The sequence below is a fragment of the Bradyrhizobium sp. AZCC 2230 genome, from assembly GCF_036924495.1.
In the GTDB taxonomy this organism is placed as follows: Bacteria; Pseudomonadota; Alphaproteobacteria; order Rhizobiales; family Xanthobacteraceae; genus Bradyrhizobium; species Bradyrhizobium rifense.
In genome coordinates, this window is sequence record NZ_JAZHRS010000001.1 from 7,930,086 (window position 1) to 7,944,196 (window position 14,111).

Sequence of the window (14,111 nt, forward strand, 5' to 3'; positions counted from 1 at the left end):
GGCGACCATCATCACTAGGTGGCCTGCGCGGTAAGTCCCGCTACATTCGAGGTCGCCTGCTCGTAGTTCGATTTCAGGATTTCGGTGTGCTGCTTCGCTGCCGCGAGCGACGCCTCGCAACTGCGAGACCTTGTATGAAACGGCGCCGGGTCGATCTGGAACAGCACGTCGTTCTTCCTCACCGGCGCGTTCGGCTTAAGCGGGATTGCGACAATTTGTCCCGTCGGTCGGTCACCGTGCTGCGCCCCGACGGCGTGAGATAATTATAGAGCGCAAGAAATGTCGCGGGAATAGATCCGCCGATCAACAGTGAAATCGTCCCCGACCGGCCCCACCGCGCGAATTTTGATTTTCGAGACTACGACCCGTAGCGCGAGGAGGTAAAAACACAGAATAATGACCATGGCTGGCCCTCATTCTTCGATCGTGCTAGTGTCATGCTCGTGGAGGTAGCGGAAGCATCACCCTGCTGTAAGACTACAGGTCCATAAGATTTAATTCCAGCGCGCGTTTTTGATTCTGCGGACGCCACGTGGCGTTAACTGCAGCCGATATTGCACGTTTCGATGCTCGACCTCTCGCTTGGAAGCGAGAGAGCTATGACCCCGATCGATACTTCTGCAACAGAAGGAATTGATGTCATGCGCATCACGAAATTGAATCAGATTTTCGGATTGCTGGCTCTGACCACCGCCCTGTGCGGTACCGACGTAGCGCTTGCCCAGAGCGCAGCAGCGCCGTCTTCCATGAAGACGATCGGCACGCCATCCACGCCGGCCAAGCCTGAGGTGATACCCTCTTTGATCGTGCTCAATTCCCGCGGGGCGACCCTTCAAGGGGATGTGCTGACTTTGACCGGCGTCTCGCCGAATTCCATCATATTTGCCGACCGACCAGTGCGCGCCGCGGGCCACGAGCTTACCGCGAATCTCATCGCAGATTGGGGCGCGAGCACGCCAGGCAACGACAGCTTCGTGAAGGATCCGCCGAACGCAACCGTGTCCGTCCTCGGCAAGGATGGCTCGGTGAAGGACGCCGTCGTCGTGCTGAAGAACCCGAAGCTCGATGGCGACAAGCTGACCTTCAATGTTCAGACCCTTGAAGGCGATCTCAATGGTGGGGACGGACCGGCTTCGATCTTCGTCGATATTTTCGGGGTCTGGCGCCGGGCTGCATTCCGCGGCGCAATGTATGCCGGAGCGGTCGGAGCGGCCGCCTATGCTGCACCATACTACGCGCGTCCGGCCTGCGGGTATTACCCGTATCCGCCCTGTTATTGAACCCATTGAAACGAGGGCGCCACCGTCATGTCCCTCTCCGATGCGAACTCTGCGGCGGTCCACGAACAGGAGCTGGAGCAGTCTGCCGACGCCGCCATGCTCTACGTTCCCGGCGGCACGTTCCGAATGGGTTCGGATCGGCACTATCCTGAGGAGGCGCCGGTTCATCGCGTGACGGTCGATGGATTCTGGATGGACCGCGTACCCGTGACCAATCGGCAATTCCGGCAGTTCGTTGAAACAACGGGCTATGTCACTTTTGCCGAAAAGCCACCGGACCCAAAGGACTATCCGGGCGCGTTGCCGCATATGCTCAAAGCGGGTTCTCTCGCATTTGTGGCGCCCAAGCGGAGCGTCGATCTGCGCCATTGGGGCGAGTGGTGGACGTTCAAGTTTGGCGCCAATTGGCGGCGGCCCTATGGGCCCGGCAGTTCGATCCGCGGACTGGACGAGCACCCGGTCGTGCATGTGACCTTCGAGGATGCCGAGGCTTATGCCACGTGGGCGGGCAAGGAACTACCGACCGAGGCCGAGTGGGAATTCGCGTCACGCGGCGGCCTTGACGGAGCCGAGTTCGCTTGGGGCGACACGTTCACGCCCGGCGGACGGCAGTTGGCCAACACCTGGCAGGGTGAGTTTCCGCACGAGAATCTGGCGACCGACGGCTATGAGCGCACGTCGCCCGTGACGGCGTTTCCGCCGAACGGTTATGGCCTCCACGACATGATCGGCAATGTCTGGGAATGGACCGCCGATTGGTACGCGGCCAAGCATGAGGCCGATGGACAGAAAGCCTGTTGCATCCCGGAGAATCCGCGCGGCGGTTGCGAAGATCAGAGCTACGACCCTTGCACGCCAAGGTGCTTAAGGGTGGATCACATCTGTGCGCACCCAATTATTGCCGCCGCTACCGGCCGGCGGCGCGCCATGCCGAGCCGGTTGACACGTCCGCCAGTCACGTTGGGTTCCGCTGCATCAAACGGGAGAAACGACGCCATGACTAATGAACAAAGCAGTTGGCGACTGAAACAAGGATTGCTGCTCGCCACCGGCCTTGCGACATTGCTCGTCGCCTTGCCAGGTCTTCTCACCGCGCCGGCAGCCGCGCAGCAAATCACCGGCACCCCGGGCACGCCCGGCGCCACGATGACACTCGATGGCAAGCAGCTTCCGCCCGAACCTCCGAAGTTCGGCGGCGTGATCGAGGAAACCGCCAAGGACTCGAAACCCTACTGGCCACCGTCCGTCGTGCCGCCCAAGGGCGCGCCAAACGTGCTGCTGATCATGACCGACGACCAGGGTTACGGTGTGTCCGGCACTTTCGGCGGTGTGGTTCCGACGCTGGCGATGGACCGCGTCGCCAAGGCGGGCCTGCGCTATACGCAGTTTCACTCGACGGCGCTCTGCTCGCCGACGCGGGCGGCGCTGATCACCGGCCGCAACCACCACTCGGTTGGGTTCGGCGTGATCGGTGAAATGTCGACCGGCTATCCCGGCTACAACTCCGTCATTGGCCAGGAGAGCGCGACGGTCGGGACCATTCTGCGGGACAACGGATTTGCCACCTCGTGGTTCGGCAAGAACCACAACACGCCAACCTATGTTTACAGCTCGGCCGGTCCGTTCGACCAATGGCCGATCGGCATGGGATTCGAATACTTCTACGGCTTCATGGGCGGCGAGACTGACCAGTGGACACCCTACCTGTTCCGCAACACCACCCAGGTTTTTCCCTGGATCGGCAAGTCTGGCTACAACCTCATCACCGATATGGCTGATGACGCCATCAACTACATGAACGGCTTGAACGCGTCCGCTCCCGACAAGCCGTTCTTCGTCTATTACGTGCCTGGCGGCACCCATTCGCCGCATCAGCCGAAGAAGGAATGGATCGAGAAGTTCAAGGGCAGGTTCGACATGGGCTGGGAGAAGCTGCGCGAGCAGATCTTCGCCAACCAGAAGCGCCTCGGGGTGATCCCGGCGAACACCCAGCTCACCCCCTGGCCGGATACCCTGCCGAAGTGGGACTCGCTTTCATTCGTGCAAAAGAAATTATACGCGCGGGAGGCGGAGGTGTTTGCCGCCTACGCAGCCTATACCGACAACGAGATCGGTCGCGTCATACAAGCGGTCGAGGACATGGGCAAGCTCGACAACACGCTGATCATCTATATCAGCGGCGACAACGGCACCAGCGCCGAGGGCACGCTCGAGGGTACCCCGAACCAGATGACCGCCTACAACGGCGTCCTCAAGCTTCCTGAGGCCGAGTTGATGCTGCATTACGAGGACTGGGGCTCCGACAAGACCTACCCGCATATGTCAGTGGCATGGTCGTGGGCCTTCGATACCCCGTTCAAGTGGACCAAGCAGGTCGCGTCGCATTTCGGCGGGACCCGGCAAGGCATGGCTATCTCGTGGCCCGGCCATATCAAGGACGTCGGCGGCATCCGCAGCCAATTTCATCACATGGTCGATATCGTGCCGACGATTCTTGAAGCCACCGGCATCCCTGCACCAGAGACGGTCAATGGCATCAAGCAAAAGCCCATCGAGGGCGTGAGCATGGCCTATACGTTCGACCAGGCCAACGCCAACGCGCCGTCAAAGCGCGACACGCAATACTTCGAGATGTTCGCGAACCGCGGCATCTACCATGATGGCTGGTATGCCTGCACGACGCCGCCTGCGCCGCCATGGCTTTTGGGAACGGCAAAGCTGCCCGAGATCAACGACTACAAATGGGAGCTCTACAATATCGCCGAGGACTTCTCGCAGTACAACGACCTCGCAACCAAAAACTCTGACAAGCTGAAGGAACTTCAGACGTTATTCCTAAGTGAGGCGGCGAAATACCAGGTCTTGCCGCTCGACAATTCAATCCTGCCGCGCCTGACCACGCCGCGGCCGAGCGCGACCGCCGGACGGACCGAATTCACCTACAAGGGATTGAATCCCGGCATCCCCGTCGACAATGCACCCAACATCATGAACAAGAACTACACGATCACCGCCGATATCACCGTCCCGCAGGGCGGCGCTGAGGGGATGATCGCGACCCTCGGCGGCCGGTTCAGCGGCTACGGCCTCTATCTGCTGAAGGGCAAGCCGGTTTTTGTCTACAACATGCTGGATCTGAAGCGATACCGCTGGGAATCGGGCGTCGGTGCGCGGGACTGGCTGGGCACTGCGCTGAAGCCGGGCAAGCACAGCATCGCGTTCGATTTCAAATATGACGGGCCGGGCTATGGCAAGGGCGGCACCGGCGTGCTGTCGGTCGACGGCAAGGAGGTTTCCCGCCAGTCGATCCCGCACTCGATCTCGTTCCTGATGGCGATCGATGAATCCTTCGACGTCGGGGTGGATACCCGCACTGGCGTGGATGACAGCTACAAGCTGCCGTTCCAGTTCACCGGCAAGATCGACAAGCTGACGTTCAAGCTTGGACCGACGCAGGTCTCGAGCGACGAGCATCGGATCATCCAGCACGCCCGCGTCAGAGCAAGCGACTAGTTCGAGCGCCATTGAGTCTGCGGGCATTGAAGGATGTCCGCAGACTCATCCGCACCACACCAGGGACATCGCCGATTGCCGAGATCTTCGCAGCACGTTGAGATCTTGCGTCGGGCTGCCGCGACCAGGAAGGAGTTGACGGAGAGGCATACAAGAAGTCGATCCATCGAAGCACTGTTTCCACACGCAAATGTAACGGAGAGTGTCCAATGAATTTCACCCGTCGCAACGTTACGATGGGCGGCATGAGCCTGCTCGCCGGCGCCTCCATCAGCACCATGAGCCGTGCCGAGCTCGGTGAATTCCTCGGCATCGGCGAAGGATTTGAGGATTTCGCGCTTGCCACCGACGCCTACATCTTCGGTTATCCGCTGGTGACGATGGAGATGACGCGTAGGATTATCACCAACGTCGCGGCACCAGCCGGGACGCGAGCGCCGATGGGGCAGATCATCAAGCTGCGTCAATATCCCAACGCTTCGTTCCGGGATGTCACGGCGCCGAACGCGGACACGCTTTATACCTCTGCGTTCTTCGATGTCGGCAAGGAGCCGTGGGTATTGAGCATGCCCGACATGAAGGGACGTTACGCCCTTTTTCCGATGCTGGACGGTTGGACCACCGTGTTTCAGGTGCCTGGCAAGCGAACGACCGGCACCGGCGCGCAGACCTATGCAATCACGGGTCCGGGGTGGAAGGGCACGTTGCCGGCGGGAGTCAAGGAGCTCAAATCGCCCACCAGCATCGTGTGGCTGCTCGGCCGCATCTACTGCACCGGCACGCCGGAGGACTATGCCGAGGTTCACAAGCTTCAGGACCAGTGCGCACTGGTGCCGCTTAGTGCGTACGGCAAGCCCTATACACCGCCTCCAGGCACCGTTGATCCATCGCTCGACATGAAGACGGCCGTGCGCGAACAGGTGAACAAGATGGATGCCGCTGCCTATTTCACGCTGCTCTGCAAGCTCATGAAAGACAATCCGCCTGCCGCGGCAGATACGCCGCAGCTCGCCAAGTTCGCCAGGATCGGAATCGTGCCGGGACAGGATTTCGATGCGAGCAAGCTCAAGGCGGATTTCGTCAAACGCGTTCCGGAAATCGCCAACGACCGGATCATGCTCCAGTTCAAGATCAACAAGGACATGAAGGACGAGAACGGCTGGGGCTTCACGACCAAGACCGGCATCTACGGCACGGACTATCTGATGCGGGCGCTTGTCACTGCCATTGGCCTCGGCGCCAACCGTCCGCAGGACGCCGTGTATCCGACATCGCTAAAGGACGCCGAGGACCGGAAATACAGTGGCGCCAACAAATACGTGATGCGATTCCCCAAGGGGCAGCTGCCGCCGGCACAAGGCTTCTGGTCGGTGACGATGTACGATGCCGGCTATTTCTTCGTGAGCAATCCAATCAACCGCTACTCGATCAGCGCCCGGGAGAATCTGAAATCGAATCCGGACGGGTCCACCGATCTCTACATCCAGAAGGATTCCCCGGGCAAGGACAAGGAATCCAACTGGCTTCCGGCACCATCGGGCGATTTCGTTCTGATGATGCGGTTGTACTGGCCGAGCGAGAAGAACCCCTCGATTATCAATGGATCGTGGAAAATTCCGCCGGTGAAGAAAGCCGAAGCCTGAAGCTGGCTCGCATCGACGGATGCGGACGGGATGAAGGGTCTGTCTCGGCGGAGACAGGCCCTTCGCGCACCGCCAGCTTCGCCGCGCACCGCGCTGGTTGATCTTCTCTTGCGACGCTTGATCCTCCGAAGCTCTTTAACGTCTCCAATCCGACCGCCACGCGCGCGTCTTGTCGCGCTCCTTCGAACTGTGGGTAAGAAGGGGGCCGATGCCCTCTTGAAGTTAGGTCAGTACCGGCGATAGCCCCGGTGATACCCATAAGCACGGTGGTATCCGTAACCTCGACGCACGCCATAACCATACCGACCGACGCTAAGCCATCAAATACCCGCGACGCGACTGGCGGGATTATTCGCGTGCGAACGAAAGATACTATGAGCAAACTAGAAATTTATCACGTACCTCAAATCAACCATTACCGCCGCTTCGACGAATGGATCGCCAAGCCGTAGCTCGCGTGCCTAGGCGCCGGCCTTTGCCCTCTAGGCTTCGGCGCGGCAGCCTTCACTCGGCTATCGCGAGCGAAGGCTGGTGGGCCCGGCAGGACTCGAACCTGCAACCAGACCGTTATGAGCGGCCGGCTCTAACCATTGAGCTACAGGCCCCGCCGCGAGACGGCCTGCGGAACGAGCGCGGCCGGCAACGGTGCGCGGTTCGTTTACAGGGATGGAAGCGGGGGTGCAATGCCGGGGCGGCGACCGAAAACGTCGGCGCCGTATCCCGGCTTATTCCGAATTACCGAATTTTGGGATGATGCCCTTATGCGCCTGTTTTGCCCGACGGGTCAAGCGTTTTTCGCGACGATCTCGCCGTCGCGTTTGTAACTCACTGAAATCGTTATACTCCTCTACTGTGCATGGGGTTGTTTTCGGGTTTGGCAAAAAGAGAGGCCCGGAGGTCCCCCTGTCTTGCGGGCGCATAACCGGCGCCGGGGGCGCCTAGTCCACCGAGACCCCGGCGAACTCCACGACCTTGCGCCACTTGTCGGTCTCGTCGGTGACGAGCTTGCCGAACTCGGCTGGCGTCATCGGCTTGGGGATGCCGCCGTTCTCGGTCAGCCGCGCGATCACCTTCGGGTCGTTCAGCGCGTCGCCGACGGCCTTGTTGAGGATCTCGACGATTTCGGGTGGCGTGCCCTTCGGCGCGGAGATGCCGTAGAAGCCGACCGATTCGAAGCCCGGCACGGTCTCGGCGATCGCCGGCACGTCGGGCACGGCGGGCCAGCGCTGCGGCGAGGTCACGCCGAGCGCGCGGACAGTGCCGCCGCGCGACTGCTCGAGCGCGGAGGGGAGGTTGTCGAAGATCAGCTGCACCTTGTTGGAGATGATGTCGGGGAAGGCGATCGCGGAGCCACGATAGGGCACGTGCACCATGTCGCACTTGGTCATCACCTTGAACAGCTCCGCCGACATGTGCACCGAGGTGCCGTTGCCGGACGAGGCGAACGAGATCTTGCCGGGATTGGCCCTGCAATAGTCGATGAACTCCTGAACCGTCTTCACCGGCATCGCATTGGAGACGACCAGCATGTTGGTGAGCTGCATGATGCTCGCGACCGGCACGGTGTCGCGCAAAAAGTCGAACGGCAGCTTCTTGTAGAGCGAGGTCGAGATCGCGTTGTTGGGCGCGACGAACAAGAGCGTGTAGCCGTCGGCCGGCGAATTGATCGCAGCACCGGCGGCGATGTTGCCGCCGGAGCCGGCGCGGTTCTCGACGATGAACTGCTGGCCGAGCCGATCCGACAGCGCCTGCGCCATGATGCGCGCGACGATGTCGACCGGGCCGCCGGCGGCGAAGCCGATCATCCAGTGCACGGGGCGGTCGGGGTAGGCGGCGGATGCGGGAGGGGAGGCTGTGAAAAGACCGAACAGAAAAACCAGCCCGAAAACAGCGCACCGCAAAATTCGCAACATGACGCCTCCCATTGTTCTATTGTCGTTGGGGGCATGCTTTCACAAAAACCGCCTACTGCCTACATCGCCTCAAGTCGATGTTGACGCAGGCGCAGCCGGGACGACCATGAAATTCGCAATCACGATTCTCTTCAGTGCGGCACTGCTGTTGAGCCCCGCTGCTGCTCAAACCGGAGGCAACGCCATTTCCACCACCACAATCAGCTTGGGTACCGCGACGCCGGGCGGCGGCTTCCCGCTCTATGGCAACGCCTTCGCGGAGGTGATGAATGCGGCAGATAGCACGCTCACCATCGCCCCGCGCAACACCAAGGGCAGCAACGAGAACATTCCGCTCCTGGAGAAAGGCGAGCTCGATCTCGCACTGGTCGCGGGCGAGCCGGCCTATGAGGCGTTTGCGGGCATCGGCCGCGCGCCGGTGCGGCTGAAGATTCTCACCGCAATCTACTCAAACCCCGGCATGTTCGTAGTGCGGGCGGACAGTCCCTACAAGACGATCCATGATCTCGTGGGGAAGCCTGTCGCGTTCGGCGCCAAAGGCTCGGGCCTGCCGATCCTGGCGCGCTATGTGCTCGATGGCCTCGGCCTGAAGCAGGACGAGGATTTCAAGGCGATCTATCTCGACCGCGCCGGCGACGGCCCCGCGATGGTCGAGGATGGCCGCGTCGCCGCACTCTGGGGCGCCGGCATCGGCTGGCCCGGATTTGCCGCGGTGGCCTCGAGCGCATCAGGCGCGCGCTTCATCGCGCCCAGCACTGAGGAGATCGCGCGCATCCGCGCCAAGCATGCGTTCCTTAAACCCCTGACCGTGCCGGCCGGCTCCTATCCAAAACAGTCCGAGCCGATCGCCTCGCTCGGCTCCTGGAGTTTTGTCCTCACGCGCGAGGATCTGCCCGACGATGTCGCCTATCGTCTCGCCAAGACGCTGCATGGCTCTGAAGCGATCTTCTGCAAGAAGCTCGCCCAGGCCTGCGAAACCACCGCGGCGAATACGGTCGCCGCGGCACCGAAGCCGGAGCTGATTCATCCGGGCGTGATGAAATATTTTCGCGAGATTGGCGTCGTGAAGTAGCGAATGGCGAGTTGCGAATGGAGGCGTCCCCATTCGCTACTCCCTATTCGCCACTCGCCTCCATCACTTCTTCAGCATCGGACAGGCCGGGTCCGGCGGGCCGAACGCCTTGTCGCCGGAAATCGTGGTGAGGATCTTGTAATAGTCCCACGGATATTTGCTCTCCTCCGGCGTCTTCACCTGCACCAGCCAGAGGTCGTGCACCATCAGATTGTCGTCGCGCAAATGGCCGTTGCGGGCGAAGAAGTCCTCGACCGGCGTCTCGCGCATCTTCGCCGCGACCTTGAGCGGATCGTCGGTGCCGGTCGCCTTGATGGCGTTGAGATAGTGGATCACGCTTGAATAGACGCCGGCCTGCCACATCGTCGGCATCTTGTTCATCTTGGCGAAATAGCGCTTCGACCATTCGCGCGTCTTGTCATCCATGTCCCAATAGAACGACGTCGTCAGCAACAGGCCTTGGGCTGCCGGCAGGCCCAGGCCGTGGATGTCGGTGATCAGCGCCAGCAGTGCTGCCATCTGCTGGCCGCCCTTGAACACGCCGAACTCCGAGCCGGTCTTGATCTCGTTCATGTTGTTCGGGGGACCTGCCGCGATCCCGATGATCTTGGCCTTGGAGGCCTGCGCCTGCAGCACGAAGGAGGAGAGATCCGGCGTCGCCAGCGGCGGCTTCACCGAGCCCAGCACCTTGCCGCCATTGGCGGTGATGACGCTGGAGGCGTCACGTTCGAGGGAGTGGCCGAAGGCGTAGTCGTCGGTGATGAAGAACCAGCTGTCGCCGCCGCGCTTGACCACGGCATCCGCGGTGCCGACCGCGAGCGCGCGGGTGTCGAACACCCACTGCATCGCGTATGGCGAGCAGAATTTGCCGTGGAAATCCGCTGTGCCGGTGGAGTGGGTGATGAACAGCCGCTTCTTCTCGTTGGCGACGTTCTGCACCGCAAGGCCAACGGCGGAGACCGGCACGTCGACGATCAGATCGACCTGGTCGACGTCGTACCAGCGCCGCGCGATGCCGCCGCCGATATCGGCCTTGAGCTGGTGGTCGCCGATCACGATGCTGATCGGCTTGCCGAGCACGCTGCCGCCGAAATCGTCGATCGCCATCTGCGCCGCCGTCACCGAGCCCTGGCCGGTCGGCGCGGAGGCCGGGCCGTTCATGTCGGTGAGCACGCCGATCTTGACGATGTCGTCGGACACCTGCGCCATTGCGGCGCCCGACAGCAGCGCCGCCGCCAAGGGCGTCGCTAAAAAGGCGGCCGCGACCGGCAGTCCAAATCTCGCTGGATTCACGCTTGTCCTCCCCTGATCCGGCTCGTTGGCCGAAAGTTGCTCGTCCCGGGTACGGCCCGGCTGAATTGGTTTCTTTTGCAACTATTTTGGGGCGGGCGTCAATCTCAGGCGGCGAACCGGATCTGCCCGGCGGGCGAGGGATCGTAGCCGGTCAGCTCCTCGGCGCGCTGGCGCAGCCGCCGTTCGCTGAGGAACCGGATCAGCGCCTGCATGGCTGGACGAAAATAGCTGCGCTGCCGCATCGCCAGGTCAAAATTCTCCCAGACCAGCGGCACGAAATCGAGCCCGGCCGAGCGCGCCGCCGCCCGCGTCGCGACGCCGCAATCGGCCTGTCCGGCGCGGACCAACTCGGTGAGATCCGGCCCGGTGAGGGCCGGCGTCTCCACCCGGCGCAGATCGCGCATCGAGGCGCCCGCGCGTGTCAGCAGCACGTCGAGCAGCATCTGCGCGCCCGTGCCCTGCTGCCGCATCGCCATCCGCGAGCCGAGCGCGAGCACGTCGGCGAGACCGCGCAGCCGCTTCGGATTGCCCGGCGGCAGCACGAGACCCTGCTCGCGGCGCACGAACGCAACCAGCAGCGCATCATGCAGGTCAGGCGCGTCCCGCAGCGCCTTCGCGCTGGCGTCGGGGGCGAGATTGCCCTCGGCATCGAGGCTGTGGAAGTGCACGGCGACTGCCATGACCTCGTCGCGCTGCAGGCGCTCGAGCCCGCGCGCACTGCCTTCGGTCATCGATCCCAGGCCAGAGCCGGATTCACGCAGGCTCCAGTCCAGCAGCTCGTCCTGGCTGCCGCCGACGACCGGCGGCGGCTCCGCCGTCAGCATGCCGGCCGGACGCGCCATGCCCGACAGCACCCAGAGATCGAGCTCGTGTCGCGGGAACAGCCACTTTCCGGTCACCTTGGAGCAGGGGATCGCGCCGTTGGTGACGAGTTCGTAGAGCTTGCGTTCGCCGAGACGGAGATAGTCCGCGGCTTCGCTGGTCGTCAGGAACTCCATCCTGCATTCCTATGCAAATTCTTGCTTCTTTTTGACGTTCAACGCAGGTGGAATTCTGCACTTCGATTTGTGTCCGCGCGAACCATGCCCGATGATCTCGTTGCTTTGCAACACATCCTGACGCGTGTTTTGATTTTGGTTGACGATCTTGCGAGGCTCGAATGGTGCGGGCCTTGCGGCCGTCGCGCTCGTGATTGCAATCAACGTGCCGGTTGATTGATTGCCGAAACTTCCCGAATGACTCGTCTTAGCACGACCGCGGACGCGTCGTGAACTTGCCTTTCAGTAGTAGGCAAGGCCAAGCTCTATCTCCTGTTGCCGTCGCGACGGGCAAGACCGTCACGAGTGCGGCGCAATCGACCATCATGATCGCGTCGTATTGAATGGGAACCCGTCATGGCCGTTCGCCGATTGACCGTTGCATTTGCGCTTCTCTGCGGCCTCGCCGGGGGCATCGCGGCCTCGTCTGCCGAGGAGCGCGCAATTGTCCTGGCCTCGACGACATCGACGCAGGCCTCCGGCCTGCTCGACTATCTGCTGCCGATTGTCCGCGACAAGACCGGCATCGAGGTGACGGTGATCGCGCGCCGCAGCGACGAGGTGCTCGATGTTGCGCGACGGGGCGAAGTCGACGTGGTGTTGATGCATGCCCGGCCGCAGGAGGAGAAATTCGTCGCCGACGGTTTTGCCACGAAACGCTACGACGTGATGTACAACGATTTCGTGCTGATCGGGCCGAAGAGCGATCCCGCCGGCGTGAAGGGCAAGGATATTGCGACGGCGCTGAAGACGATCGAGGCCAAAGGCGCGCCGTTCATAACGCGCGGCGATCGTTCCGGCACCCATGCGGCGGAGCTTGCACTCTGGATCGTTGCCGGCATCGACATCGCGAGCGTCAAGGGCGCCTGGTATCGCGAGAGCGCACAGGGCATGACCGCCGCCCTCGACGCCGCGCGCACGGCGAATGCCTATGTGCTCGCGGACCGCGCCAGCTGGATCGCCTTCAGGGAACGCGGCGATCTCGACATCCTCGTCGAGGGCGACAAGCGGCTGCTCAACCAGTACGGCGCGATGCTGGTGAACCCGGAGAAGCATCCGAACGTCAAGAAAGAGCTGGGCCAGACCTTCATCGACTGGTTGATCTCGCCGGAAGGGCAGGCGGCGATCGCCGGCTACAAGGTCGACGGACAACAGGTGTTCTTTCCGAACGCGGACAGGCCGGGCGGCTGATTGGTCGAGGCACGAGCGGTTGCCAAACCGCGCGATGCGTGATCCATCATGAGGCATGACCCAGCGCCTGCCGCCCTCGCTGACGCCGCTCGACACCGCGCTCGCTGTCTTGCTGCGCGACGTCAATCCGGTCGCGCCGGTCGAACTGCCGCTGGCTGAAGCGGTCGGCTGTATCGCCGCGGGGATGCCGCAGCTCGCAGCCTATCCGCCGCGCGACATCGCCGTCGTAGATGGCTGGGCGTTGCGCGCCAACGATCTCGTCGGTGCGTCCTCCTATTCGCCGTTGCCCCTGACCGAGCTTCCAGTGTGGGTCGATGCCGGCGATGCGATGCCGGCAGGATGTGACTGTGTGCTCGATGTCGGCGCGGTCGAGGTGTCGGGACCGCTCGCCCAGGTTCTGGCCGAGGGTGTTCCAGGGCAAGGCGTCAGGCGTGCCGGTGATGACACTGCAGACCGCTCGCCCGCGGCCACGGCGGGACATCCCACCGATGCAACGGCTCTGTTGCTCGCGCGTGTCGCCGATGTCGAGAGGCTGAGCGTCAGGCGCCCGCGGTTGCGCATCGTCAACGTGCCGGGCGCAAGTGCGGCGATGCAGATGATCGCCGACCTCGCGCGCGCGGCAGGGCTGGATGTGAGTGCGCATGAGGCCGGAGCTCGCGATGCGACGTCGATCGCGGAAGCGCTCGATGTTTCCGTCTGCGATCTGCTGCTGACGATCGGCGGCAGCGGCGTCGGTCGCGCGGATGGCGCGGTGACGGCGCTGGCTCAGCGCGGGGCGGAGCTCGCCCATGGTCTTGCGCTCCAGCCTGGACGCACCGCAGCCGCCGGGTGGCTCGGAAAGGTTCCCGTCCTTGCCCTGCCCGGGGCGCCCGGTCCGGCGCTCGCTGTTTGGTTCGCGCTGGTGCTTCCGCTCATCGACAAGATGTCGGCGCGGCAGCCGCGCCGCCAGGTGACCCTGCCGCTTGCGCGAAAAATCGCTTCCAGCGTCGGCATTGCCGAGATCGCCCTGCTGGCCGAGGAACATAGAGCGTGGATGCCGCTTGCAGTCGGTGAATGGCCGCTCCATGCCATTGCCCGCGCGGATGCATGGTTGCTCATTCCGGCCAGCGATGAGGGATTTGCGGCGGGCGAGCCGGTCGATGCTTATTTGATGCGGGAATGATATGGGT

Annotated in this window: 10 protein-coding genes, 1 tRNA gene and 1 pseudogene; 7 read left to right on the top strand and 5 right to left on the bottom strand. The window is 62.6% G+C overall.

All coding sequences use genetic code 11. From position 1 onward, the window contains the following. Positions 1–14 precede the first annotated feature (14 nt). On the bottom strand, positions 15–182 hold the full coding sequence (locus V1280_RS37810) for a hypothetical protein (protein WP_334535697.1): 168 nt from the start codon (positions 180–182) through the stop codon (positions 15–17). Between the two features lie 459 nt (positions 183–641). Between V1280_RS37810 and V1280_RS37815 the strand changes: the two genes are divergently transcribed. The 4 genes and pseudogenes from V1280_RS37815 to V1280_RS37830 all read left to right on the top strand — a co-directional run bounded on the left by V1280_RS37815 (position 642) and on the right by V1280_RS37830 (position 6,436). Then, complete coding sequence (locus V1280_RS37815) at positions 642–1,280, top strand: hypothetical protein (protein ID WP_442895264.1); 639 nt, start codon at positions 642–644, stop codon at positions 1,278–1,280. A 96-nt stretch (positions 1,281–1,376) separates the two neighbouring features. After that, positions 1,377–2,284: pseudogene (locus V1280_RS37820) on the top strand (formylglycine-generating enzyme family protein). Next, positions 2,277–4,793 (top strand): arylsulfatase, encoded by a 2,517-nt coding sequence (locus V1280_RS37825; protein ID WP_334535699.1) that lies wholly within the window; start codon positions 2,277–2,279, stop codon positions 4,791–4,793. Before V1280_RS37820 ends, V1280_RS37825 begins: the two are co-directional and overlap by 8 nt. 209 nt (positions 4,794–5,002) lie before the next feature. After that, positions 5,003–6,436 carry a DUF1254 domain-containing protein gene (locus tag V1280_RS37830; RefSeq protein WP_334535700.1) on the top strand — a complete coding sequence of 478 codons (1,434 nt, stop codon included), beginning with the start codon at positions 5,003–5,005 and terminating at the stop codon, positions 6,434–6,436. A 529-nt stretch (positions 6,437–6,965) separates the two neighbouring features. Here V1280_RS37830 and V1280_RS37835 read toward each other — a convergent pair. Together V1280_RS37835 and V1280_RS37840 are read right to left on the bottom strand one after the other, a co-directional pair. Continuing rightward, positions 6,966–7,041: transfer RNA gene (locus V1280_RS37835), tRNA-Ile, on the bottom strand. A gap of 333 nt (positions 7,042–7,374) precedes the next feature. Further along, positions 7,375–8,349 (bottom strand): Bug family tripartite tricarboxylate transporter substrate binding protein, encoded by a 975-nt coding sequence (locus tag V1280_RS37840; RefSeq protein WP_334535701.1) that lies wholly within the window; start codon positions 8,347–8,349, stop codon positions 7,375–7,377. A 106-nt stretch (positions 8,350–8,455) separates the two neighbouring features. Here V1280_RS37840 and V1280_RS37845 point away from each other — a divergent pair, with 106 nt between their 5' ends. Continuing rightward, complete coding sequence (locus V1280_RS37845; RefSeq protein ID WP_334535702.1) at positions 8,456–9,421, top strand: TAXI family TRAP transporter solute-binding subunit; 966 nt, start codon at positions 8,456–8,458, stop codon at positions 9,419–9,421. Between the two features lie 63 nt (positions 9,422–9,484). Here V1280_RS37845 and V1280_RS37850 read toward each other — a convergent pair whose 3' ends face one another. Beyond that, positions 9,485–10,714 carry an ABC transporter substrate-binding protein gene (locus V1280_RS37850; RefSeq protein WP_334535703.1) on the bottom strand — a complete coding sequence of 410 codons (1,230 nt, stop codon included), beginning with the start codon at positions 10,712–10,714 and terminating at the stop codon, positions 9,485–9,487. A 104-nt stretch (positions 10,715–10,818) separates the two neighbouring features. After that, positions 10,819–11,712 carry a helix-turn-helix transcriptional regulator gene (locus V1280_RS37855; protein ID WP_334535704.1) on the bottom strand — a complete coding sequence of 298 codons (894 nt, stop codon included), beginning with the start codon at positions 11,710–11,712 and terminating at the stop codon, positions 10,819–10,821. A 396-nt stretch (positions 11,713–12,108) separates the two neighbouring features. Between V1280_RS37855 and V1280_RS37860 the strand changes: the two genes are divergently transcribed. Both V1280_RS37860 and V1280_RS37865 read left to right on the top strand, forming a co-directional pair. After that, positions 12,109–12,942 carry an extracellular solute-binding protein gene (locus V1280_RS37860; RefSeq protein WP_334535705.1) on the top strand — a complete coding sequence of 278 codons (834 nt, stop codon included), beginning with the start codon at positions 12,109–12,111 and terminating at the stop codon, positions 12,940–12,942. A gap of 55 nt (positions 12,943–12,997) precedes the next feature. Beyond that, positions 12,998–14,104: a molybdopterin-binding protein gene (locus V1280_RS37865; protein WP_334535706.1), complete on the top strand. Its 1,107-nt coding sequence runs from the start codon at positions 12,998–13,000 to the stop codon at positions 14,102–14,104. Positions 14,105–14,111: the final 7 nt, after the last annotated feature.

Bases quoted from the DNA above. Each gene is read 5' to 3' on its own strand.
- V1280_RS37815 (WP_442895264.1), top strand. From the start codon at position 642: ATGCGCATCACGAAATTGAATCAGATTTTCGGATTGCTGGCTCTGACC.
- V1280_RS37825 (WP_334535699.1), top strand. From the start codon at position 2,277: ATGACTAATGAACAAAGCAGTTGGCGACTGAAACAAGGATTGCTGCTC.
- V1280_RS37830 (WP_334535700.1), top strand. From the start codon at position 5,003: ATGAATTTCACCCGTCGCAACGTTACGATGGGCGGCATGAGCCTGCTC.
- V1280_RS37840 (WP_334535701.1), bottom strand. From the start codon at position 8,349: ATGTTGCGAATTTTGCGGTGCGCTGTTTTCGGGCTGGTTTTTCTGTTC.
- V1280_RS37845 (WP_334535702.1), top strand. From the start codon at position 8,456: ATGAAATTCGCAATCACGATTCTCTTCAGTGCGGCACTGCTGTTGAGC.
- V1280_RS37855 (WP_334535704.1), bottom strand. From the start codon at position 11,712: ATGGAGTTCCTGACGACCAGCGAAGCCGCGGACTATCTCCGTCTCGGC.
- V1280_RS37860 (WP_334535705.1), top strand. From the start codon at position 12,109: ATGGCCGTTCGCCGATTGACCGTTGCATTTGCGCTTCTCTGCGGCCTC.
- V1280_RS37865 (WP_334535706.1), top strand. From the start codon at position 12,998: ATGACCCAGCGCCTGCCGCCCTCGCTGACGCCGCTCGACACCGCGCTC.